This is a genomic window from Paraburkholderia atlantica (assembly GCF_000092885.1).
In the GTDB taxonomy this organism is placed as follows: domain Bacteria; phylum Pseudomonadota; class Gammaproteobacteria; order Burkholderiales; family Burkholderiaceae; genus Paraburkholderia; species Paraburkholderia atlantica.
This window is the reverse complement of record NC_014118.1, coordinates 2,464,586-2,486,775: the sequence shown is the minus strand read 5'-3', so window position 1 is coordinate 2,486,775 and position 22,190 is coordinate 2,464,586. Positions and strand designations below refer to the sequence as shown.

20 protein-coding genes are annotated in these 22,190 nt (G+C 64.4%); 4 read left to right on the top strand and 16 right to left on the bottom strand.

All coding sequences use genetic code 11. The annotated features are described in order from the left end of the window. Positions 1-53: 53 nt before the first annotated feature. From BC1002_RS27105 to BC1002_RS27095, 3 genes are all read left to right on the top strand, one after another. Positions 54-857: a gamma-glutamylcyclotransferase family protein gene (locus BC1002_RS27105; protein ID WP_013093190.1), complete on the top strand. Its 804-nt coding sequence runs from the start codon at positions 54-56 to the stop codon at positions 855-857. 451 nt (positions 858-1,308) lie between these two features. Further along, positions 1,309-1,908, top strand: coding sequence for a LemA family protein (locus BC1002_RS27100; protein WP_013093189.1), 600 nt, complete (start codon positions 1,309-1,311; stop codon positions 1,906-1,908). A 52-nt stretch (positions 1,909-1,960) separates the two neighbouring features. Next, entirely contained in the window at positions 1,961-3,910 is a 1,950-nt protein-coding gene (locus BC1002_RS27095; protein WP_013093188.1) for a M48 family metallopeptidase, read from the top strand. Between the two features lie 57 nt (positions 3,911-3,967). On the opposite strand, the gene BC1002_RS27090 is transcribed toward BC1002_RS27095, so the two are convergent. Both BC1002_RS27090 and BC1002_RS27085 read right to left on the bottom strand, forming a co-directional pair. Then, positions 3,968-4,540 (bottom strand): class I SAM-dependent methyltransferase, encoded by a 573-nt coding sequence (locus tag BC1002_RS27090; RefSeq protein WP_013093187.1) that lies wholly within the window; start codon positions 4,538-4,540, stop codon positions 3,968-3,970. Beyond that, entirely contained in the window at positions 4,540-4,890 is a 351-nt protein-coding gene (locus BC1002_RS27085; RefSeq protein WP_013093186.1) for a NirD/YgiW/YdeI family stress tolerance protein, read from the bottom strand. Before BC1002_RS27085 ends, BC1002_RS27090 begins: the two co-directional genes overlap by 1 nt. Before the next feature lie 344 nt (positions 4,891-5,234). Here BC1002_RS27085 and BC1002_RS27080 point away from each other — a divergent pair, with 344 nt between their 5' ends. Next, positions 5,235-5,837: a phosphatase PAP2 family protein gene (locus BC1002_RS27080; RefSeq protein WP_013093185.1), complete on the top strand. Its 603-nt coding sequence runs from the start codon at positions 5,235-5,237 to the stop codon at positions 5,835-5,837. Between the two features lie 399 nt (positions 5,838-6,236). Here the strand turns inward: BC1002_RS27080 and BC1002_RS35710 are convergent, their stop codons facing one another. The 14 genes from BC1002_RS35710 to BC1002_RS27010 form a co-directional block, all read right to left on the bottom strand. Continuing rightward, complete coding sequence (locus tag BC1002_RS35710) at positions 6,237-7,202, bottom strand: Bd3614 family nucleic acid deaminase (RefSeq protein ID WP_013093184.1); 966 nt, start codon at positions 7,200-7,202, stop codon at positions 6,237-6,239. 166 nt (positions 7,203-7,368) lie between these two features. Continuing rightward, positions 7,369-8,265: a hypothetical protein gene (locus tag BC1002_RS27070; RefSeq protein ID WP_013093183.1), complete on the bottom strand. Its 897-nt coding sequence runs from the start codon at positions 8,263-8,265 to the stop codon at positions 7,369-7,371. A 66-nt stretch (positions 8,266-8,331) separates the two neighbouring features. Further along, positions 8,332-9,474 carry a type VI secretion system protein TssA gene (tssA, locus tag BC1002_RS27065; protein ID WP_013093182.1) on the bottom strand — a complete coding sequence of 381 codons (1,143 nt, stop codon included), beginning with the start codon at positions 9,472-9,474 and terminating at the stop codon, positions 8,332-8,334. Continuing rightward, positions 9,471-13,664 (bottom strand): type VI secretion system protein, encoded by a 4,194-nt coding sequence (locus BC1002_RS27060; RefSeq protein WP_013093181.1) that lies wholly within the window; start codon positions 13,662-13,664, stop codon positions 9,471-9,473. The genes tssA and BC1002_RS27060 overlap by 4 nt, the downstream gene beginning before the upstream one ends. 67 nt (positions 13,665-13,731) lie before the next feature. Further along, positions 13,732-14,484 carry a DotU family type IV/VI secretion system protein gene (locus BC1002_RS27055; protein ID WP_013093180.1) on the bottom strand — a complete coding sequence of 251 codons (753 nt, stop codon included), beginning with the start codon at positions 14,482-14,484 and terminating at the stop codon, positions 13,732-13,734. A 52-nt stretch (positions 14,485-14,536) separates the two neighbouring features. Next, complete coding sequence (gene tssK, locus BC1002_RS27050; protein ID WP_013093179.1) at positions 14,537-15,871, bottom strand: type VI secretion system baseplate subunit TssK; 1,335 nt, start codon at positions 15,869-15,871, stop codon at positions 14,537-14,539. Then, complete coding sequence (locus BC1002_RS27045) at positions 15,868-16,368, bottom strand: hypothetical protein (RefSeq protein ID WP_013093178.1); 501 nt, start codon at positions 16,366-16,368, stop codon at positions 15,868-15,870. Before BC1002_RS27045 ends, tssK begins: the two co-directional genes overlap by 4 nt. After that, positions 16,365-17,789, bottom strand: coding sequence for a dicarboxylate/amino acid:cation symporter (locus BC1002_RS27040; protein WP_013093177.1), 1,425 nt, complete (start codon positions 17,787-17,789; stop codon positions 16,365-16,367). Before BC1002_RS27040 ends, BC1002_RS27045 begins: the two co-directional genes overlap by 4 nt. Further along, positions 17,786-18,487 (bottom strand): cysteate racemase, encoded by a 702-nt coding sequence (cuyB, locus tag BC1002_RS27035; RefSeq protein WP_013093176.1) that lies wholly within the window; start codon positions 18,485-18,487, stop codon positions 17,786-17,788. The genes BC1002_RS27040 and cuyB overlap by 4 nt, the downstream gene beginning before the upstream one ends. 9 nt (positions 18,488-18,496) lie before the next feature. Continuing rightward, positions 18,497-19,771 carry a dicarboxylate/amino acid:cation symporter gene (locus tag BC1002_RS27030; RefSeq protein WP_013093175.1) on the bottom strand — a complete coding sequence of 425 codons (1,275 nt, stop codon included), beginning with the start codon at positions 19,769-19,771 and terminating at the stop codon, positions 18,497-18,499. A 37-nt stretch (positions 19,772-19,808) separates the two neighbouring features. Further along, positions 19,809-20,795, bottom strand: coding sequence for a substrate-binding periplasmic protein (locus tag BC1002_RS27025; protein ID WP_013093174.1), 987 nt, complete (start codon positions 20,793-20,795; stop codon positions 19,809-19,811). A 13-nt stretch (positions 20,796-20,808) separates the two neighbouring features. Next, positions 20,809-21,051, bottom strand: a complete 243-nt coding sequence (locus tag BC1002_RS27020; protein WP_013093173.1) for a hypothetical protein — start codon at positions 21,049-21,051, stop codon at positions 20,809-20,811. A 13-nt stretch (positions 21,052-21,064) separates the two neighbouring features. Next, positions 21,065-21,451 carry a DUF4280 domain-containing protein gene (locus BC1002_RS27015; protein ID WP_013093172.1) on the bottom strand — a complete coding sequence of 129 codons (387 nt, stop codon included), beginning with the start codon at positions 21,449-21,451 and terminating at the stop codon, positions 21,065-21,067. A gap of 2 nt (positions 21,452-21,453) precedes the next feature. Further along, positions 21,454-22,185, bottom strand: a complete 732-nt coding sequence (locus BC1002_RS27010) for a toxin-antitoxin system YwqK family antitoxin (protein WP_013093171.1) — start codon at positions 22,183-22,185, stop codon at positions 21,454-21,456. Positions 22,186-22,190: the final 5 nt, after the last annotated feature.

The window sequence follows — 22,190 nt, the reverse complement described above, 5'->3', positions numbered from 1 at the left end:
GCCGCCTGGCTGAAGCGAACATCTACGGTAACGCGTTGGACGGAGACATGACGATGTCGGCGATGGCAAAGATTCGAGGATTCGTTGTAGCACTAGCGCTGGTTGGCTCGGCGGCGCACGCGCAGACCACCGACTTCTGGGGAACGCGTCTTCCCGATCAGCCGACGCAGTTCATTTTCGGCTACGGATCGCTCATCAACACGCCATCGCGCACCGCCACGGCCGGCAAGCCGGTTGCGGCGATTCCGGTGCGCGTCGCGGCGGCGTTCGGCTATGTGCGCAGTTGGAGCGACCGCGCAACCTCCGGGTTCACGGCGCTCGGCCTGCGGCGTCCGTTCGAGGGCGAGACGCCGATGACGATCAATGGCGTGATCTACCCCGTTGTCGGCAACGACATGTCTGCGTTCGACGAGCGCGAGAAGGGATACGTGCGCGTCGAGGTGCCGCGGGCGCTTATCGAGGCGGTGTCATGGCAGCCGCTGCCGACGCAGGGAACTGTCTGGGTCTACGTGCCGAAGACCGACGGCGAAGCTCCCGGGGAAGGGCTTCCGGTGCCTGACGCGAGATTTCCGCTCGTCGAGTCATATATCGATGTTGTTATCGAGGGCGCGCTCGAGTACGGGCCGGAATTCGCACGCGAGGTCATCGAGACGACCCGAGACTGGAGTCCCTACTGGCTCAATGACCGCACGCTCGCGCGCCGGCCATGGGTGTTCGACAAACAGTTCGCGCAGGTCGATGCACTGCTCGCGACCTCGGCGCCCTGCTTCGCGCAGCGAGCGTTTTCCGAGGACTATGCTGCCGCGATCGCCAAACGCAAAGGCCATGCGTGCGTTCTGGTGAATCACGGTGGCTAGCCGGATCGGCGCTGACGCAGTGACGAAGCGGTGCAGTCGCGCCATCGTGACGGTGCAACGGACGTGGAAAGACCTGCGCGAAGCGACAGACGCAAACGTACGCTCGTGACAGCGTGGCCGCAGAGCCGACGACTTGAAGAATAGGAAGGCCAGCCTCGCAGCCAGCCGAGCAGTTCGTCCGATGAAGACTCGTCTCGACGAATTCCCTTTCCCGCTCACCAGTTCAGCACATATCGTCAGCTCGAGTTCGTTAGTTATCGTCGACCTGGCTAACCGGTCATGAAAGAAGCAACCATGCAATGAAAGGAATTCGTGCATTGCGCTTGAATATCCGCCGTTTTACTTATATCGGCATCCCGACTTGATTGAATTGAACGCCATTTCGTTTATCCTGTTTCCATAGTCATACGATGGTCCAAACCAGCAGTGCTCTCGTCGGAGGTCACGGCCAATGAGTCCCGTCATCATCACCCTGCTCGTGCTCCTGGGCATCGGGCTGTTGTTCGCGCTCTGGCTAATGGGCATCTACAACGGGCTGGTGGTTGCCCGGAAGCGCTTCGAGAACGCCTTTGCCCAGATCGACGTGCAGCTCAAGCGGCGCTACGACCTGATTCCGAACCTGGTTGAAGCGGTCAAGGGCTATATGAGCCACGAGAGGGAGACGCTCGACGCCGTCATCAAGGCACGCAACAGCGCGATGGCTGCCGAGCAGAAAGTCGCCGCCAATCCCAGCGACCCGGCGGCCATCAAGGGGTTCAACCAGGCCGAGGCTCTGCTGGGCGGCACCCTGGGCAGGCTCTTTGCCCTCTCCGAGGCATACCCGGACCTCAAGGCCAACCAGAACATGCTCGCCCTGCAGGAAGAGCTGACCTCGACCGAGAACAAGGTCGGCTTCGCGCGGCAAGCGTTCAACGATGCCGCCACCGAGTACAACATCCGGCGTGAGGTCTTCCCGGCGGTGACGGTAGCCGGCATGTTCGGCTTCAAGGAGGCGACGCTATTGGAAGCCGCAGAGACCGAGCGCGCAGCGCCCAAGGTGTCGTTCCGCTAAGCCGGGACCGCCAACGCTCTTTGCGTCTCATGCTCCCCAAGCCGCTCTGACCGTGACCACCAATTTCTTTCAGCAACAGGATTCGGCCCGACGCAAGACCTTTCAGCTGGTGGTCTATTTCGCCCTGGCGATTCTGATACTGATCGCCTTGGTCTACGGGTTGCTGGTGGCGCTCGGCCTGTATGGCGTCCACGCGCCGGTGTCCTGGTGGCAGCCGGAGATGCTCCTGCTCGCGGCGCTGGGGGTGGGCCTTGTGGTCGGTGGTGCCAGCGCATTCAAGGTGACCCAGCTCGCTTCCGGTGGCCAGGCCGTCGCCTTGATGCTGGGCGGTGTGGAGGTGCCAGGCACGACTACCGACGCGAGGCAGAAACGGCTGCTCAACGTCGTCGAGGAGATAGCCCTCGCTGCGGGAGTGCCGGTGCCTCCCGTTTACATTCTGGATGAGCCCGGGATCAATGCCTTCGCAGCCGGCTACGCTCCGGGAGATGCCGTGATCGCCGTCTCGCAGGGCTGCCTCGACTACCTGACCCGCGACGAGCTCCAAGGCGTGGTGGCCCACGAGTTCAGCCACATCCTGAACGGCGACATGCGGCTCAACATCCGGCTGATCGGCCTGATCTTCGGGATCATGGTGTTGTCCATCATCGGCCGCGGCCTCATGTTCGCTTCCAGGGGCCGCTCGTCGGGCAGGCAGAATGCCCAGGGCGGCATGGTGCTGCTGGGCTTGGGCGTGTTTGTGCTCGGCCTCGTGGGAGCGTTCTTCGGTCGGCTGATCATGGCGGCGGTGTCGCGGCAGCGCGAGTACCTGGCCGACGCCAGTGCCGTCCAGTTCACGCGCAACCCGGACGGAATCGGCGGGGCGCTGAAAAAGATCGGTGGGCTAGCCGAGGGGTCGCGCATCGGCAACCCACAAGCCGCAGAGGTCGGTCACATGTTTTTCGCCAACGCCTTCGCTGGCGAGGGACTCGCCGGACTGCTAGCTACCCACCCGCCCCTCGTCGAGCGCATCCGCCGTCTCAATCCTCAGTTCGACGGCCGGTTTCCGGAGGTGCGGCCGGTTGGTGTCGATCGGGAAGAACCTGAAGGCCCCCGGCTCAGCCACGCTCCGCCGTTCGGCGGGGCTCCTACGTTACCGGGGCTTCCGCAGGTGCCGGTGCCGGTCCTGGGGCTCGCCGACGAAACGGTATCCCGGGTCGGCCACATCGATCCGGAACTGATTAGCTATGCGCAGGGGCTACACGAGGGCATGCCAGACGTGCTCCGGCTCGCCGCACAGGAGCCGTTTAGTGCACGCGCCTTGGTATACGCCCTTCTCATGGACCCGGGGGCAGACCTGCGCGAACTCCAACTGACCCGGTTGAAGGCCGGCGCCGAGCCGCAGGACTACGCCGAAACCCTGCGGCTGATCGCCCCTGTCCAGGCTCTGCCGGACACGCATCGGCTGCCCCTTCTGGACCTGAGCCTGCCAGCACTGCGGCAGATGTCGCCGCGACAGCATCATGCATTCCGCGCTCAGGTCGAGATGCTGATGATCGCCGACCAGCGGCTGAGCTTGTTTGAGTACACGCTTCGCTGCGTGCTGCATCGCCATCTCGACGCCCAATTCCTCCCGCAGCGCCGGGCGCGTCCAGTGCGCAGTTCCCTGCAGAGCCTTGCGGACCCGGTGGCGACGGTGTTGGCGCTATTGGCCTGGGAAGGCCAGCCGGAAACCGACCAGTCCGCCCGGGCTTTCGATGCGGGCATGCGCGGCTACATCGGCGGCGAGCACGCCCACCGCTTGCGGCCTCGCGAAGAATGCTCGCTCGACGGATTCGACGCGGCCCTGCAAACGCTCAATCAATCGGTCCCGCCCATCAAGCGCCGGATCGTCGCCGCCTGCGCGGCCTGCATCCTGGCAAACCAGCAGGTCACCGTCCGCGAAGCGGAGCTGCTCCGTGCCATCTGCGATACGCTCGACTGCCCGCTACCGCCGCTCGTCGTGCGGGAAGCGGAAGAAGGCTAGTGCTGGCGATGCAGGTGCGAGGCGGCGGCAGAAACAACCGGACGCGCGTTGTGCCGCTCATAGTTGCATCGTCACAACACGGGCCGGCGGCAGGTTAGCCCAGATAATCCGGCTCGACAGCATGACAAAGTCGCCCATACCACCGGCATTCACGACGTTCCGGTCCGGCCGGATATCGTAGGTAAACTGAATGACGACACCACCTGGACGCAGAACCTGCCGCCACTGGTCGACAATCTCATCCACCTCGCGATGAGGCAATGAGCGCAACGGCAGGCACGACACGATCGCATCGACGCGCAGGTCTAGCGGCAGGCACCAGGCCAGGCGGGCAGCGTCGGCGTGCATGACCGGCACGTCCGGGAATCGCCCGCGCAGATGCCGCACGAAGGTAGGGGAGCGCTCGACGACAATCAGCCGGTCGGTTCGCACGCCGTTTTCGAGCAACGCGTGCGTGACCGCGCCGGTACCGCCACCGAGTTCGATGACAACACCGTTGCCTGCCGGCACCTCCCGCGCAAGGCGCGCGGCGAGTCGCCGTGAGCTCGGGCAGATGGCACCGACCGACCAGGGCGCCGTCGCCCATTCCCGTGCAAACAGCCGGGACGTGTGCAGGGGGCCGGCAACCATTACTGCACCACCTTGATGTCATGGACCTTGACCTTCGATGTGCCGACGATTTCCTTGTTGCGCTTGCCGGTCAGCTCGATGGTGCTCGTCTCGTTCAGCGGCCGTCCGGCCGGCCAGAGTTTGTGGTCGATCTTGAGCGGGATCTCTGCCGTGCTGTCGGCGAACCGGTAGTTTTCGTCGCCGATCGATTTCACGATATGGCCGCGCGGTGCGACGCGCTGGTCGTCCTTGCCTGCGTCGCGAAGCTGGTGGACCGTCGTGACCGTCGCTGCGGCACGAGGGCCTGCGCATATCGCGTGGACCTCTACGGCGGACGTGACGATCGGGCAGGCAATAATCAGCTTTTTCATCGGTTCTCCTTAAACGGGCGACATCGTGGTTGCGACATCAAGCAGTCTACGGACCCGAGGCTAACGCCAGAGTGAAGGCGACGCGGCGCGGTGTCCACCCCTTAATGTTGCGTTAAGCGTCCGGTCGGTAAGCTTGCGACGCCGTGTCAGGGAACCGGTGGGAACATGATGACGGATGCGAATACGGCTGGTTGAGGACGATCCGCTGATTGGCAATCGAATAAGACCCGGCCTGCGTCGGGAAGGTTTCGCCGTGTGGCGCCGCTTGTCATGTGTAGCCAGGCGCCGCAGCCGCAAACACACGGCGCCTGACGCAGGCTTCATCTTCAGCACGAAACGACGCAATGAATACCATCGAAGCATTCAATCAAGCGCTCTTCCTGATGATCAACGGCACGCCGGCAACGCCCGGATGGGTAGTCAGCACGGCGCTCGTCTCTGCAAATTATCTGATCTGGTTGGTGCCCCTCATACTGGTGATGATGTGGCTTTCCGGGGACGGCCAGCGGCGCGAGGTGGCCCTGCGTGCCTGCTGCGTCGCGCTGCTGGCGCTCGGCGTCAATCAGTTGATCGGTCTCGTGTGGCAGCACCCCCGGCCGTTCATGATCGGGCTCGGCCACACGTTCCTGGCGCATGCGCCCGATTCGTCGTTTCCGAGCGATCACGCCACCATCTTTGCCAGCATTGCGCTGCCGCTGCTGTTCGGACGGATGTGCTGGCTCGGTGGCATGACACTCGTTGTGGGCATCATCGTCGCCTGGGCACGCGTGTTTCTCGGCGTGCATTTTCCGCTCGACATGATCGGGGCAGCGGCCGTCGCGTGCATCGCTTATGCGGCGATTGCGCGGCTGTGGCAAACGGGCGGCACGGCGATGACAGATCTGGTGATCACGCTCTATCGTACGCTGCTCGCATGGCCGATCAGCCGTGGCTGGCTGAGGCCATGACTACCCGTCGGACATAGTCTGACTCGTTAGGGTCGACGCACGTGAGTGCTGGCAGGACTGGGCTGAAACGGAACATCGACCAGCCTGCGTGGCGTGTGCATTATTTTCCTGAATGAGCCCGCTCATTTCCGGACAGGACGAATCCAACTGGCTTCGTCAAACGGCTGAGCGTTTCAATCCTTCGCTGCGAACCGTCCGCATCGCCAAGGATCGTCATTGACCAGGAACAACAACTGACTCGCCGCTTCGACCTATGAATGATCGGCTATTCCGGCTGTTGCCCTGAGCCTATTTTCCGCGCAGCACTGGAATCCCCAACTGCGCCATGACTTTGACGATGTGGTCCAGGCATTTCTCGACGTTCGTGTTGTACCGATCCGATAGCGTCGGGTCGGATCGCTACGGATCGGTGTACTTTCTCTGCTTGATGGCCAGGTAGCCAGCCGCCATGTTTAGCTGACTTGTCTGTCGCTCGCCCTTAATGAAGTCAATGATGCCGAGGCTCCGATCCCTGCTATGCGCCGTATCGAATCTGTCATTAAGGTTGAATGAGACCGATCTTTTTATTCCGGTGCTCTTTAAATCCCAAACGGGCCGTTCGCCGACGGTGGTCGTATGTGCCATGTGCACATATTTCGCGCTGTCTACACGGCCCGACGCCGCTGCGGTCGGATCGTCCTGGCCGTAGTAGGCCAGGAAGTCATTTTCCGTGGAAAAATGCTCGATCGCGGCGCGGCACATTTTGCAGGGCTTAAGCGTCGAGTAGATGCGTGTGCCTGCCGGCAAGCGCCTGCCGTACATCAGCAGCGCGCTGGTTTCCGCGTGCAGCAACGGATGGTCACTGTTCTTCTTTCCCCAGGCCAGGATCTGCCCCTGCGAGGACACAATCAGTGCGGCCACGCCGGTGTTCCCTCCCTTGCCAAGGAGCAAGCGGAACGCCGCCGACAGGTACAGACGGTGGACGTTGTGGACACCAGTATGAGGTGCGCTCAACTCGGCCGGCGGAGTGCGCTGAGTGATGTCGACGTTCGGTCCCGCGACATGGAGCTCGTCGGCCAGGAGGCGGACATCGCGGGGCATCAAGTCGTGACCCGTGCTTGTCCCGGATAGGACGTAGGCGCCGTTGATCTCGACGGACGAAATTTTTTGGAAACCGACTTTCGTCTGCTGATCCTCGTCTGCGAGCAGGCCCAGCGCGGCTTTTTCCCAAGTGGTAGCGTCCTGGTCGCTCTGAATCTCCTTGATCTGCTTTGGCGCGAAACTGTTTAACAGAAGACGCATTCCCGGCGGGATGAGGTCGTCTTCGGTCGCGCAATAGGCGCCACGCTTGCTGGCATATTTCGGTACGGTGCGTGCACTGCCCATCTTCTTTCTCCAATGAGGCCGGTCGAGGGCGCGAGCCGCGCAACGTCAATATCAGCGATGAACGGCTGCTGTGCGGGATCGAATTCTCCGCATTGAACTTCAGGCAACGCGAACATGGATGCTCGGTGAGCGAGCCGATGCGCAATCACGCTTGCCCGCCACTACCCTATTTCATACTCGAGTTACTCGAGTCGTTTCGATAGTCGCCAGCCTTAACCGTGACCGCCGAAAAAGCCACCGGCGCCGCCGCCAGTGAAACTGCGCCTATCCTGCTTTTGAGCTTTGGCCAGCTGGTGGGATCGTACTTCGCCGTTTCCTTGACGCAGCACCATTTTTCGCAGGTGGCATGCGCCGCCAATATCTTCGTGGCCTCGGCCTCGTTCGAACCCTTGTGCCCCCCGTATTCCCTTACGGTATCGCTGGTGCCTTTCTTAAGGCTTTCCTTTAATTTATGCATATCGACGGACTGCTTTCTTTCCAGATCTCCGATCCATTCTTCCACGTGATCCAGAGCTATTTTGAATTTCCCCAGTTCGTCCCGAAGTTTTTGATTTCGACGTTCGACCTGTTGAATCAGAAGCGCCATCGCATAGATGTCATCGCAGGTCCGGTCCGCAGGCGGCTTTTTATTGAACTCCGCAATGCCACCGTTCAGCGACTCGAACGCATGTGCGACCTTCCATCGATACCGGTCGAGGTTCTCTACCGTCAGATCCTTGATTTCGAATTTCGCCAGGTTGGCCTTATCCCCGGCAGCTTTAGCGGCATCGAGGTTACTTTCGAGCCTTTTGCCGCGAGCGAAGTCACTGACGCCCTCGATGATCGCTCCCGCAACCGAGCCGACAACGGGCACAGGGATCAAGGACAGAAACAGCTTTCCGATGCCAATGGCAGCCCCAATACCCTTGCTGGCGGCAGACCCCCTATCTGACGAAAAGAGGCTCGTAAAAGCACTGCGGGTGCTGTGAAAGAGTCTTGAATGAAGAATCTGCTCATCCCAGCTTTTGTTATTGACTTCCGCCTCAGCCTGCACAAACGGATCTGCGTTAAACCGCTCAGCCATGTCATCCCCCGATCAAGCATGATATGAACGCACAGTTGTGTGTTCGGAAAATTCAAAATGAATCCGTTATTCGAGTCCGAGCATCGCAAAGAATCGTGAGGTATCCCCTTCTGTGCGCAAGACCTCGCGCATCAGCTCCGGTAGAGACATCGCACCCCATGACACCGCGCGTCGCAGCAAATACGGAGTCGGGCTATGCGGCTCGTGCTCGGCCAGGTAACTGGCCACGAGTTCGATCAAGTCATAGGCCTGCGCGCGGCTTTCCACTCTCGCGGGCGAAGACCTGATAGCAGCGATCGGCGACGGTAATTCCAGCGTGGCATGGCTCATGGCGTTTTCCATCGATGCGAGGTGTGTAGCCGCGCTTGACGCACGCGCGGAGTTTTCGCCGGCGTCGTCCGCCGCGATTGTCTGCGGCGCGGCGGATAGCGCCTGAGAACCGCACAGGCTGCTCACGGCGCGTGTCAGACGCATCAGAACGTCATCGACCCGGCCAAGATGCGGCGAGTCGTCTAGCAGCAATTCATCGAGCAGATGCCCGAAATTCCCCCACGCCGCTCGCGCCAGTTCCAGTTGTCGATGAAGCGATACGAGCGCAGGAAGGTTGCGCCCCCTCTTCACGTGCTTGTCGAGTAGATCGCGTGTGAGGTTCGCCGCCCCGGCATCGCCGCCGTCCAGCACGACACGCTGCCACTCGTCGAGGTTGACCTGCGCCGGCTCGCGCTCGTCGATGACAAGTAACGGCACGTGCAGCGTCAGCACGAGAGCCAGCGTGTCATTGAGCCAGACGAACGGCGCTACGCGTGCATCGGCATCGCCGGCTTCGAGCATCGGCCATGCGCTCGACCAGTAACGCTCGACGAGTGCCGTCAGCAAGCGTGTCCCAGTCATCAGGCCTTCGACACCATGCAAATTCGTCCATGCCTCGCACAGCCACGCGGCGAGCTGAAAGTCCTTGCTGCGCGTCGCGAGAGCGTCGCTGCTCAGCGCCGCGACGCGCTTCCAGTCGGCCTTGACGAGCGGGCGCTCCCATTCGCCCATTGGCACACTCGCATCGTCCTGGTGGCGCGCTTCGCGGATCTGCTGGTACACCGGGTCGTAGCGCAGCGAAACGCCTGCGCCGTCTTCACTATCGGGAACGGGCGCCAACAACGCGTCAAAATCCACGTGAAGGCCCAGCTCGACATCCATGGGAAATGCCTGTTTCATAGTGCGCTCCATTCCGGCGCGCGCACCGGGAAGCTGCCGGGCCACGGCAGCGGTGTCTTCTTGCCGGCGGGCATCAGCGCGATGCGCAAATACACGCGCCCATGGGCCTGCTTCGGCAATAACGAAAGGTCGGCGGGGTTCGCCGTGCCCAGCGGGAACTCGATTTTCAGCAGTTGCGAAGCGCGTTCGCCGCGGCCGCTGGCGTCGGCCGCGCGCTGGCGATTGATGAACGTGATGAGCGCCCACGGATCGGAGAACTGCCAGGTGAGCGTGCGCCCATCCGTCGAGTAGGCGCGCTGCTGTGCGTCCTCTGCCGCCGCCAGCGGCGAGTCCTTCGCGAAGCGCAGCACGAGCGAGACGGGCGTGCCGAAGTCCCAGTGCAGCGCGTGTGGCGCTTCATTCATCGACAGGCTTTGCGAGCCGATGGTGAGCGTCCAGTCGATTATCTGGTTCGCCGCGACTTCGCCGTTCCGGTTCGCGCGAAACTCGACGTTCACGTCGTAGCCGGTGGCCGCTCCATCGTCGGACGGATAGAGCGGCGCGAGCAGCGTCTTCACCTGGTCGAAGTTCTCGATGAACTGGCGCACCTTGTAGTTCGTCATCGCCGACGAGGCACCCGCACCCGACGCATGGAACGTCTCCGAGACCGGCTCGTAGCGCTTGAGCACCTGCCCCAGTTCGCCGAAGTCGGCCACCCCCGGCATGCCGCTATTACGCGTGGCCACGCGCAGCATGTCGCCGTTGTCGAACGGCATGCGCCCTGCCACGCTCTCGTTGAACGCCGTGGCGAAATTGCCCCACTGCCGACGCATGTCGAACACATAACCCTGGCTGCAACGCGCGAGCAGGCGATCGTACAGCCGTGCGTGCAGCGTGGCGAAGTAGTCATCACCGCCGTTCGTGGTGGGCCGGCCGGTGAACTTCGACATGCAGCCCGCCGGCCCGGGATCGGCCGCCACCGAGAGCGCGAATTGTTCGAGACGCAACAGGCTGCTGTTCGGGTTCTTCAGGCGATAGCGCTCCAGGTCGCGGTTGATCGCCTGCCAGCGCTGCGCGAGCGGCGAAGCGGCGCCGCTCGGATCGAGCGCGGCGAGATACACCGAAGCCTGTTTGCCGAGCATCAGCGCACGCGACGACTGCTGGTCGAGATACGGCGCGAGCGCGGCCGCATCGGCCACGCCGAACGCCGCGAGAATCGGCGAGCGCGAGTTGTGCGCACTGTCGGCACTCACGTCCTGGCGCGTCGCGTACAGCTCGGATTGCGTGAGCGCGTCGTCCACGCGGCGCAGGTGCGCCATGGCGTCGTTCGACACGAGCGTGTCGATATCCTCCAGTTGCGCGTTCGCGTGAAGCTCAGTCAGCAGCGCGTCGATACGCGTGAGTCGCGCGCGCGCCGCCTCGAACGCTGCGCTGTCGAGGTCGGCCGGCGCCGTGGTCACGTTTGCGGCCGCCGCGGTCTGGTCGAGAATCAGACGCGCGAACTGGAGATCGAGTGCGGTCTCGATGCCGGGGCGCGCCGCCGCCGGCAGATTCGCAAGACCCTCGGCGAGGAAACGCTTGCGCACGTCGCCCAACGCGAGCGCCTGGTCGAGCTGTGCGCGGTCCCACACGATCGTCGAGCCGTCGGTAAGGGTGGGCAATTCGCGGTTGCGCGGCGCGATCATGAACGGTTGACTCAACAGCCCCGACAAGCCGTCGCGCAATGCGGCCCGGGCCGGCGAGATGCTGTAGCGCGCGTCCTTGTCGATCCAGACGATGCCGCTGTCCGCACTGCCAAAGCGCAGCGCAAACTCGCTGCGGAAGGCCTGGAAAGCGCTGTCGTCGCGGTGGCGAATCTGCGCCGCGAGGTCAGCGCCGAGCAGGCGGCTCTGCGCCACGTGCGCGAGCGTGCGGTCGTACGTCGGCCCCGGGGTGAATTGCGTCTGGTGAATCCACCCGCCTTTACCCGAAGCGAGCAGGTCGCGCTGCGTGTCGATCCCTGCCACCACCGCGCGATAGCCGTCCGTGAGCTTCGTAAAGTCGCCTGCGCCCGAGTCGGCTACGGTGAGGCTACCCAGTCGATCGGAGATGGAGCGCTCCGCGACCAGCAGTGGATTGCCCGTGAACATGGCGGCGTCGAGTTGCTGCGCGCCCTTGTCGAGCGTGCAGCGCAGCGCCTGCTGCACGGCCGCGAGATTGACGCCGGCCGTACCGTTGCCGGTTACGCTGCGGCGGTCCTGATCGCGGTAGAAGTAAGGCACGCTGCCCGCCACGTTGCCCTGAAGGTCCGCGCCGAGCGCGTAGCGCACCACGAGCCGCAACGAGTCCGCGTTGTCGGGCGCGGGTTGCTGCAATCGCTGTAGCGCCTGCAGCGCGGCGTCGAGCTGATCGACGTTGTGCACATAGAGCTGGAGGGCGTGCATCTGCGGCAGATCGTCGACCGCAAGACCGAGCGGCGCGCCGACGCGGCCAGCATCGGGCGCCGTGCAGTCGTCGCCGATGATGAGCTGACCCGAGCTTGGATCGCGCCCCACGCCCGTGAGCTGGCTAACGTGCGCGTACATTTCGCGCTCCAGTGCGGCGACGGCGATCTCGCCGAACTCGCGCTCGAAGCGATCCTTCACGCGTGCGTTCAGGTCATCGACGAAGCCCCACGAGCCCGGCATGAAGATCGTCCAGCCGCTGCTCGTCCTGAGGTTCTGGTTCATCGCGATCAACGCGAGCGCCTTGCGGCGATACCAGTCGGCGGGCAGATCCTGGCCTTGCTGCGCGGCGTTCGCTCGCTCAGCCGAGTCGCGCCGCAGGGCGCCAAGTGCCGCGACCAGCTCGCCGTTGCGATGACTAAGCTGCACCGTCGCGATGACGAGCCCGAGCCCCCAGCCTCCCAGCAGAGCAATGCCGCCCCAGCGTAGGGCGCGGTTGAGCACGGGACGCGTGAGGTGCTGCGAACGGGAAGGCCGCGTGAGGCCGTATTCGAGGAAGATCTTTTTCTCGAACAGATCGCGCAGGAATGCCGGCTGCAGCATCAGATCGTTGAACTGGCCGCCAGGCTCGCGCCGGCCGTCGCCCATCTCCGCGCTGTGCATATTTTCCGCTGCATGGAGAGAGCCGCTCCCCGCATACGCCGTCAGCGCGTCGTGCGACTCGCCGGAGGGCGCTTCGAGCGCGGACAGTGCGTCACCCTCCACCGTCGGCTTGGTGGCCTGCGTCACGCTCCACTGCGCGAATTCGCTCGCATCTCCGGTCAGGTAAATGCCGCGGAAGAAGAACGGCTCGTGATACGCGCTCGCGCGCAGCAGCTCGTCGACGTAAAGCTGAAGCTGAGCGCGCATCGCGTCGATGCGCGAGGGCAGTTGCAGGAACTGGCGCGCATCGAGGTGCGAGGAATCGAGCGCGAACAACTCGGCGCTCGCGTCCGAGACCGAGCGCATGATGCTGTTCATCGCCGTGCCGACCCAGCCTGGCTGGTAGGTGGTCGAGAGATCGTAAGGCGAAGACCAGCCGAGCATGCTCGCGCGCAGCGGCTCGGGCAGCGCGCGAGCGAACGTCGCGAAGCCCGGTAACGACTCGCAGCCGGTCACCACCACGTACACGGCAAAGCGCATCGCAAAGCGATTCTGCGCGAGCCACAGGCGGCGGTGCGCGAGCTTCGCGTGGCGTACGAGCTCGAGGCGTGCGTCGGTATCGTCAGCCAGCAGAGTAGCGGCCGGCACCGTGATGACCACCGAGTCGAACGGACGCTGCTGGCGATAATTGCGGCACAGGCTCAGAAATTCGTCCCATGGCTTACCGTCGCCATCATCGTCTGGCGAGCCCAGATAGGCCGCCTTGATGTCCACCACGATGCCGCGATCGAAGAAGTGCCACGAGATGCCCTGCGTGGCCGCGGGGCTCGCCGCGTCGGCGCCGAGGACGCTCGCCACGCCCGCCTGGGCGATTGGCAGCGGACGCGGATCGTCGCCCTCGTTGAGGATCATGATCCACGGAATGTTGTAGCGCTCGGCGCGCGTGGCGATGTTGCCTTCGATGAGTTCAACGGCCTGGCGGAAGGCGCTACGCAGCGAGTCCGAGCGCAGGCGCACGATCTTGCGTTCCGCGCTGGGCTTCGTGTGCGAGCCATGCAACGCGAAGTAAATCACCGCGCCGAGCACCGCGCACGCAACGAGCGTAAGCACCGCGATGGAAAGCAGGAACAGGTTGCTCGTCAGCATGAACGCGCCCCCACGAAAAACAGATTCGACGACGTCATTGAACGCGCGAGCATCACATGGTTCGGATTCATCGGCTCACCCCCGTCACGGGGTCGGCGTGCAGGGCTTCGCGCACGGGCCACGACTGCCACAGCCAGAGCACCTCGGAAATCGCCAGCAGCGACACGGCTACCAGCATAAAAATCATCGCCCAGCGGCTCACGGTCGGCAGCTTGCGCGGCGCGACATGCGAGAGCGTGTTCGCATAGGCGATCTCGGAAAGCACGCGGTCGCGGCCGCCCAGATCGGCGCGGCGCTGATAGACGAACTCGTAGAGTTCCTCCCGGTAGCTGCGCAGGCGCTCGGCGGCGTCCGCGCCGCGAAAGCGGCCCTGGAAGCCCATGGCGAGCGAGAACAGATAAAGGCGTGCGATGCTGCGGCGCGATGTTTCGCGCTCGGACAGCAGTTGCTCGATGCGGCGGAACACCAGGTCACCCGCCACGTTGGTGCGAAACAGCGTCGATTCGAGCAGATACGCGGTCCAGCGCTCGCGTCCGGCCCACGGCGTATTCAGCAGGATTTCATCGGCGAGCACGGCCTTCAGGTAGCGCGCGTCCGCGACGATCTCCATTTCGAAGCGCGTGCTGTCACGCCGCGATTGCAGCGTCTGGATCTCCAGCAGGTTCAGCAGGTGCCGGCTCAATCCCTGCGCGGCGAGATCCGGGTCTGCGTCGGGCAGTTCGGAGAAGCGCGCCTGAGCCATCATCAGCTCGTCGAGGAAGGTGCGGAACTGCTCCGTCACGAGATCGTCTTCTTCTGCTTCTGGTCGGATGCGTGCCATGCTCAGCGTGCCTTCGCGTTTAACGTCTTCATTGCGTTCATCGTTGCTTGCATCATCCCTTCACGAACAGCAGCATTTCCTGCGGTCGCTGCGCGCTTGTTCCTTCGTTGGGGTTACCGATGACAAGCGTTTCGCTCGCGAGCACGAGCGCGGCCTCCGCCGTCACCTCGAACAGCAGGTAGCCCGAGCCTGAGCGCAAACCGAGATCTTCCGCATAGTCAATGCCGCGCCGGGCCGCGCCGAGCACCCGGCGGCTGCGCAGCGAGGCATAGACCGACTGCGAGCCGATCACCGCGCCGTCCATCCACGCGAGCAGGTCGCGATCGGACTGGCCGCGCAGGCCCACGACGAGCCGTTCGCCGATCCAGTCCGGATGCAGCGTGATTTCGAACGCACCATGGCGGAATTCGAACTTGTGCTCGCGATGCTCCTCGTTCACCTCCGACATCGACTCGCGCAGCGAGCGCAGCAGCGGCGTGAACACCGACAGCGGATCGCCGTGATCGTAGTCGGGCGGCACGGGCGGTAGTCCACCGGGCTTGAGCATGGCGAGCGAACCGTTGAGTGCGGCAAGCGCGTGATACAGCGCAAGCGGATGCAGATGCGGCGTGCGCAGCACCGCTTCGGCAAGCGGCAGCGCGCTCAGCAGACTGCGCAAGCGGTCCTTCAGCTCCAGCTGTGTAAGACGATCGTCAACCCGCGACGAAGGATTCGCGGTCTGCCGCGCGACGAATGCTGCTTTGCCACGCAACTGACCCAGCAGCGAGGCCACGCTCGTCCACAAAGGATTGTCACGGGCGACTTCGAGAAGCGGCGGCTGGTGTTCGCCTAGCCGCACGACTTCGTTGTCCTTGTACAGCGAACCAAGCCGCAGCCACACGTGCATCGCCGATGGCAACTCGCCCGCCGCCAGCGCAAGGTTTGGGACGAGGCGCGCAATGTCGGCGGGCGGCGCGTCGGACACCAGGTCCTCCACGGGCGCGACGGACGTCGAGCGAAAGCGCCTGACCTGCGCCGCTCGCCGCATCGTCGATGCGCCGGGCAGCACGAGATAGAAGTCGAGCGGCCCGTTCGAAAGCGCGTCGGCGAACGGCTCCAGCGACAATTCCAGCCGCTCCGCGCCCGCGGCCTGCGCATGGTAGGTGACGGCCGTGCCATCGGGCAGGATCGCGTCGAGTTCCAGCACGCGCAGCAGCCCTGCGGGCAGCAGCCCGTTGTCGAACACGAGGCGTCGCACGCCCCAGCTGAACGGCGCCGCCGCGAGCGTCTGCCACGCCACGAGCGCATCGGTGCGCGAGGCCATCTGCTGAAAATGCTGGGGCGAGAGCAACATGCCCTCGAACCACTCAATCCGCTCGGGTACTGCCATATTGCGGTCATGCATCATTTCGAATCCACGACGGTAAGGTTGTTGCTGTCCAGCTGCACCACCATATGGCCGCTGAAATGCTCGATCCGCGCGCGATGGGCGCCCGGGTCCTGATAGTTGGCGAACACGAACGCGCCCGCCACACGCGAGCCCGCGAATGCGTCGCCGCTCACGTCCAGATGCAGGCCCGGCACGATTTCCCAGCTTCGATAGCGCAGGTTCTTCGGATACGTTTTCACGAGGTCGTCGCGCGCCGTGAACCATTTCGACGCCGGCATCTCGGCGAGCCGCGCGAGCATCGCGGCGTCGCTGACGAGCACGACATCTACGGCAACGGGGCTGTTGTTGTTGACGTCGTCACTGGCGGTGAAGGTCACTTGCGACCATTTCGCCTTCTCGCCGCTCAAGCCGAGCATGCTGCAGCCGCCGACCGCCAGCGCGACCGCCGAGGCCGCCAGCAATGCGGCCGCACCGCGCGCGAGCCGTGCGCGCAAACGCAATCCCACCTTCTTCATCTCGCTCCTACTCCAATTCCCATCAGCAATATCAGCGAGGCCACCATCACCGCGCAGCCCGCCGCCAGCGCGAGTTGCCCGCGCGTGAACGTGAAGCGCAGCACGGGGCTCAACCCCGCCGCGCCGCCTTGCACCTGCACGGCTACCTGACGCTCGGAGGGCAGTCCGGCCGACACCAGTGCGATCACCGTGCAAACCGAAAGCAGGCTCAGCACGTTGCGCGGCCCTTCGCAGATCAGATCCACGGACACGAACAGCACGGCTGCCGCCTCGGTAGGCAGATGCAGCATCGACAGCACCACGCCCGTGTACCCTACGGCGGCCACACCGCTCTGCCCCGCCGAAACGAAGGCCGCCACGACTGCCGCGGCACACACGAGCGCGATTTCGCCAGCTCCGAGCGGCCGCTCGTAGAGATTGGCGACGAATACCGTCGCTAGCGCGTAATAGAGCGCCGAGCCCGCGCGCACGAACACCGAGCCGAACGGCACCACGAGTTCCGCTACTCCGCGGCTGAAACCAAGGCGCTCACTCATCGCCTCGATCGTGTGCGGGATCGGCGCGGTCGCACTACCCGAGGTCAGGCCGATCAGCAGCGGCGCCTTCAGGCCGCTCAGCACCTGCAGCAGCGGCTGCCTGGCGCGCGCCGCGATGGTCGCGAGCGCGAGGATGGCGAGCGCGACAGCCGAGAGCGCGAAGCACAGCAGGAAGCTGCTCATCGCTTCGAGCGTCACCCCTTGCGTATGCGACGTGAGATGCGCGGCAACGCCGAACACCAGCACCGGAATCAGCAGGTTCGCCTGCGCAATGATGGTTTCCAGCGCACGGTAGACGCCTTCGAACACGCTGCTCAGCATGCGCGTCTGCTCGCGCGAGAGCGCCGCGAACGCCAGGCCGAACAGGATCGTGCCGGTCAGAATGCCGAGCGAATGCCCCTGCGCCAGCACGCGATAAAAGTTGTCAGGAAAGATATCGTCGACACCGATCAGGCCCGACCCGGCGCTGGCGCTGCCCGCGCCGCGGTCGAACAGCGCGACCCGCACTTCGTCCGCGCTCGCGCTATTGCGCACGAGTTCGCCGAGATGCGCATGCGCCTCGGCTGACAGATGCTGACCGGGCATGGCGAGCACGCCGATCAGCGTGCCGCCGATCCCGCTCAACACCACGAGGGCGAACGCGAGCAGCATGATGGTGCCCACCCGTGTGCGCGGACGCGGCAGCGCGATCACCTGGCGCAGCCCAAAAAACGTCGCGACGACCAGCAGCGGAATCGCCGCCATGTTGACGACAGACAGATACAGTTGCCCGACGAAGTACGCGGCCGCGCCGGCCGGCTCGGCGAACACGCCGCACAGCCCGCCCGCCGCGAGGCAGACGATCAGTCCGAGCGTGCTCTGCGAGAGCATATGCAGTGCTTTCATGCGGGACGGTTCCAGCCGCGCTCGCACGCGTACTTCACAGTGGCGCGCGCGAGTTCGAGCGAGCTGTCGACGAGGATGAGCGGAGGCGACGCGATGTGCCGCGCTGCCAGCGGAATCTCGGTGCAGGCCATGAGCGCCGTGCCCACACCCTGGCTCGCGAGCGCGATCAGCACGTCTTCGAGGTGGGCGCCGGCCGCATCGAGCTTGCCCGCCTTCACCTCGCGGATGCACGCCGCGACGCGCAACTGCATCGATTCGTCTGGCAGCACGGGCTCGATGTCGAGATCGGCGAGCGCCTGCTGGTAGAAGCCCGAAACGAGCGCGCCGCCGGTGGCGAGCAACGCCACGCGGCGCGCTGCGCGCGGCACGGCCGCCACGCACGTCTGCGCGATGTGCAGAACCGGCGCCTTGCTGCGCGCGCGCATCGGCTCGTACCAGTGATGTGCCGAGTTGCACGGAATCGCAATCAGCCCCACGCCGTTCCGGTTCAGCAGATCGATGCCGTCGAGCAGCGCCGGCAACGGATCGGCGCCGCCGTCGATGATCGCGCTCGAGCGGTCCTCGATGTGCGGCAGGTTCGCCACCAGCAGCGGCAGATGCTCCTGGTCGCTGTTCGCATGGGTCAGGCGCACGATCTTGTCCATGAAGTCGACGGTCGCAAGCGGTCCCATGCCGCCAAGAATGCCGATCATTGCCATCAGAGGCTCCTAGATCTTGAGCGGACGCGGGCAGATCACAGAAACAGCCGCCGCATTGCCGATCACGAGCACGAGTGTGCGGAGCATGTCGCAAATCGGATCGACGGCGAGAAACAGGATGAACGCGGCCTCGAACGGCAGGCGCAGATACGCGCAAGTCATGCCCACGAGAGAGACGGTCACGAGACCCGTCATGCCCGCCGACGCGAAGCCCGCGAGCACCGAGGCGAGCAGCACCGTCACCACCTCGACCAGCCCGAGCGAATGCCCGTAGAGCTGCGCGATGAAGAGCGTCGCGCACACGTAATAGACCATCGGTCCCACGCGCAACAGCGAGATCGTGAGCGGCACGAGCAGCTCGACGCGCGAGCGCGCGAAACCCAGTCCGTCCGCGAGGCTCTCGATCATGCTCGGCATGCAGGCCGCACTGTTGCGCGTGGCGAGCGCGAGCGCGAACGGCGCGCGCAGCGCGTCGAGGGTTTTGCCAAGGCTATGGCTCGAGCGCTTCCAGATGATGACGGCCGCGAGCACCAGCAGCAGCGCCGACGCGACGAAGAAAGCCAGCACGAACTGCAGCATTGCATGCAGGGGCCCCACACCCGACTTGCCGAGCTGCGCCGCGCTCATGCAAAAAAGAATCAGCGGCAGCGGGTAGCTGAGCCAGTGCATGAGCTTCTGGCATGCGTGATAGATGGTTTCGAGCGACTGGCTCAGGCCCACCGAGATGCGCTCCGGCACGCGGCCCACTGCCAGGCCGAACAGCAGCGCGAACACGAGCGCCTTCAGCGCATCGCCGTTGGCGAGCGCCGCGAAGATGTTGGTGGGTACAAGGCTCGCGAGCACGTCGGACAAATTCAGCGACTTGGCCGGGAGGTCGGCGCCATACAGGTTCATGACCGTGTCGCTTGTTGAAGTGTCGTTACCGACCATCAGGCCGAAGGTCTGCATCGTCGCCGTCGAGATATTGGCGCCCGGGTGCATGACGAGCAGCACGATCGCACCGACCACGGCGACCGTTGCCGATGCGCCGAGGAACACCGAGATCACGCGCATGAGCAGCCGCGACGTGCCGCCATCGCGAAAGAGCCTCTGCAGGCTGAAAATCACTGCGGAGATCATGAACGGCAATGTCGTCATCTTCAGCAGGTCGACATAAATATCGCCGATGAAGCCGAGCTTTTGCGCCAGGTCCGGCAGAAACAGGCCAAACGCGCCGCCAAGCGCGAGACTGCCGATCACCACCCAAGGGTTGAGAACGAATGCGTAAATCCTGCTGGAATTCATGGTGGTCTCTCTCGTGCTGTTTTCGCAGAGTTTTGGATTAGTGGTCCGCGGCCTGGAGAACCGCGCTCACGTCGAGCTTGACGCTGCGCTCGGCGAGAAACTGGTTGACGAACGAAAGCAGGGCTGGATCGTTCACGTTCACGCCGATCGCGAGGGTGTCTTCCAGATCCTGCAGCGTCACTACACGCAGGCGCAGCGAAGCGGTCGGATCGACCTTGAGCACGCGCTTGACTTCGAATTCGTCGCGATAGGCGGCCGTGACTTCCCCCGCGTTGAGCGCCTTGAGTACGTCGTCCCAGGTCGGATAGCTGCGTACCTGTGCATGCGGGAAATTGTTCACGACGTAGCCTGCGTACGACGAGTTCGCCACTACGCCGATAGTGCTGTCGAACGAGCGCACGACCTCGGGCACCGAGCGGCCGTGCGCGAGTTGCGCGAACTTCACGCGGTTGAGCAGCAGCGCGCGATTCAGGCGCAGATAAGGCGAGCTGAATGCGATCACCGTCGCACGCGTGAGCGTGCGCGAAAGTTTGCTCACCGCGATGTCGGCCTGCCCACGCGCGAGCAGGCTCACGACGTCGTCGAAGGTATGCGCGTCGCGGTTGAAGCGCACCTTCACGTGGAGCTTGTTCGCCATATCGCGCGCGAGATCGATGTCGAGACCTTCGAGCTTGCCGTTGCGTTCCTCGAAGAACGGCGGCTGGTCCACGCTCAGCACTGCAACCACCAGTTCGCCGCGGCCGATGATGCGTGCGAACTCGGGCGTGAGCAGGCGGCCGTCCGGCATCTGGACGAGACCGGTCGACGTGGTGACGGGCGCACTGGCCGGGGCCGGAGCCGCGATTGCGTTCGCGACGACGGGCGCGCTGGGGCTCGCCGGCGTCGCAGCGGCGGTACCTGCTGCGACGGCAAGCGCGGCGCCAGCGAGCGATGCGCCGATCCTGCGCCACAGGGCGCCCATCTGGAGCGCGGTTCGCGAGCCGCGCACGTCATTGGGCAGAAAAGCGGAAAAGAAAGACGACATGGAATTGGCGGTCTCAAGGAGTCGAAGAAGCGGGTGCGGGTGCAGCGGCCATATCGCCGGTGTCGAGCGAAGACTGGGCGGCTGCGCCGGACTGCGGCGCGACGGAAACGGCGACGGGCGCGGCGCTCTGCGCGGGCGGGCGGCTCATGCGAGCGCCGATCTCCATACCGAGCAGGAACAGCAGCACGCATAGCAGGAGCGCGCAACTCACGGCGATCGTCACCATGCGCGAAGTCATCGAAAAAACGTATTGCATATCTGTCTCGCCCTCAGGCGGTTAGCGTGGTGAATTGCGCGGGCGCGACGACCTGGATGACGCCGGCCCACATACACATCAGCTTCGAGGAGTTCTGTAGCGCAGGCATCGCGCCGATCGTGACCGTCGGCGAGCCCGGCGCCCACGGCGCGACCGTCGCGGGCACGCATGGCATCGGCGTGAGCGCGCCCAATGCCGCGGCCGTGGCAGCGGCCACCATGGGATTGGCCATCGAGCTGCATTGCCCGAACGGCATGATGTTGACGAGCGGCTTGGAGTCCATGATGTTCGCCGCCGGCGCACCCGCCATCACGCGGTTGAGCGGCAACACCTGCAGCGTCGCAGGCGCGGCGCCGAAGCTGCACTGGAGCGTTGCGCCCGAAGTCACCTGAATTCCCATGTCTACCCTCTCACCCACTTTTCCAGTTGCTTGACGATGCGCGGCCCACGCGCGGCGTCGCCGTTTGGCACGGATGCGTCGAGCGCTCGCCAGTCGCCTTGCGGCTTGCCCTGGCGATAGACGCGCTCGTGTGTCGCGGTCCCGTCGGGTGCGTAACGGCGCGCAGTGCCGTGCAGCAGGTCCGCCTGGTACGGCAGGCTCTGCGCGAGCGTGCCGTCGGCGGCATACTCGCGCGTCTCGCCTTCGAGCCTGCCTTTCGCAAAGCGCGCGCGTCGTATCACCACACCGTCATGCAGGAAGAGCGCATCACGTTCGAGCTTGCCAGCCTCGTAGGTCATGCGCGACGTGACGAGACCGGAGGGTGCGTACGTCGTGCTCTCGCCGTGCAGCACGCCTGCCACGTATTGCTGCCTGCCCGCGAGGCGCCCGTCCTGATACACCGACATTGCGCCATCGAGCTGGCCCATGCGGTACTGCGCTTCCTGCACGGGGCGCCCCTGCGCGTCGAACGTGCGCAACATGCCGTCGAGCAGGCCGAACGCGTAGCTCGCGCGCAGCAGCGCACCTCCGTTCGGGGCGTACTGCACGCTCTCGCCGTGCGGCACACCGTTGACGAGTTCCGTGCGGCTCACGATGCGGCCCGTGTCATCGTGCGTCTCGACCACCGTCGGCTGCACGGCCTCGGCGGACCCGGCGACGGACAACGCGGCGGTAGCAGGCATAGGTGCGGACATGGCGT

Excerpts from the sequence above, each read along its gene's own strand:
- BC1002_RS27025 (WP_013093174.1), bottom strand. The coding sequence starts at position 20,795 with ATGTCGTCTTTCTTTTCCGCTTTTCTGCCCAATGACGTGCGCGGCTCG.
- BC1002_RS27010 (WP_013093171.1), bottom strand. The coding sequence starts at position 22,185 with ATGTCCGCACCTATGCCTGCTACCGCCGCGTTGTCCGTCGCCGGGTCC.
- BC1002_RS27100 (WP_013093189.1), top strand. The coding sequence starts at position 1,309 with ATGAGTCCCGTCATCATCACCCTGCTCGTGCTCCTGGGCATCGGGCTG.
- BC1002_RS27060 (WP_013093181.1), bottom strand. The coding sequence starts at position 13,664 with ATGCTGACGAGCAACCTGTTCCTGCTTTCCATCGCGGTGCTTACGCTC.
- cuyB (WP_013093176.1), bottom strand. The coding sequence starts at position 18,487 with ATGGCAATGATCGGCATTCTTGGCGGCATGGGACCGCTTGCGACCGTC.
- BC1002_RS27105 (WP_013093190.1), top strand. The coding sequence starts at position 54 with ATGTCGGCGATGGCAAAGATTCGAGGATTCGTTGTAGCACTAGCGCTG.
- BC1002_RS27040 (WP_013093177.1), bottom strand. The coding sequence starts at position 17,789 with ATGAAAGCACTGCATATGCTCTCGCAGAGCACGCTCGGACTGATCGTC.
- BC1002_RS35710 (WP_013093184.1), bottom strand. The coding sequence starts at position 7,202 with ATGGGCAGTGCACGCACCGTACCGAAATATGCCAGCAAGCGTGGCGCC.
- BC1002_RS27090 (WP_013093187.1), bottom strand. The coding sequence starts at position 4,540 with ATGGTTGCCGGCCCCCTGCACACGTCCCGGCTGTTTGCACGGGAATGG.
- BC1002_RS27020 (WP_013093173.1), bottom strand. The coding sequence starts at position 21,051 with ATGCAATACGTTTTTTCGATGACTTCGCGCATGGTGACGATCGCCGTG.
- BC1002_RS27015 (WP_013093172.1), bottom strand. The coding sequence starts at position 21,451 with ATGGGAATTCAGGTGACTTCGGGCGCAACGCTCCAGTGCAGCTTCGGC.
- tssK (WP_013093179.1), bottom strand. The coding sequence starts at position 15,871 with ATGATGCATGACCGCAATATGGCAGTACCCGAGCGGATTGAGTGGTTC.
- BC1002_RS27055 (WP_013093180.1), bottom strand. The coding sequence starts at position 14,484 with ATGGCACGCATCCGACCAGAAGCAGAAGAAGACGATCTCGTGACGGAG.
- BC1002_RS27085 (WP_013093186.1), bottom strand. The coding sequence starts at position 4,890 with ATGAAAAAGCTGATTATTGCCTGCCCGATCGTCACGTCCGCCGTAGAG.
- tssA (WP_013093182.1), bottom strand. The coding sequence starts at position 9,474 with ATGAAACAGGCATTTCCCATGGATGTCGAGCTGGGCCTTCACGTGGAT.
- BC1002_RS27070 (WP_013093183.1), bottom strand. The coding sequence starts at position 8,265 with ATGGCTGAGCGGTTTAACGCAGATCCGTTTGTGCAGGCTGAGGCGGAA.
- BC1002_RS27045 (WP_013093178.1), bottom strand. The coding sequence starts at position 16,368 with ATGAAGAAGGTGGGATTGCGTTTGCGCGCACGGCTCGCGCGCGGTGCG.
- BC1002_RS27080 (WP_013093185.1), top strand. The coding sequence starts at position 5,235 with ATGAATACCATCGAAGCATTCAATCAAGCGCTCTTCCTGATGATCAAC.
- BC1002_RS27030 (WP_013093175.1), bottom strand. The coding sequence starts at position 19,771 with ATGAATTCCAGCAGGATTTACGCATTCGTTCTCAACCCTTGGGTGGTG.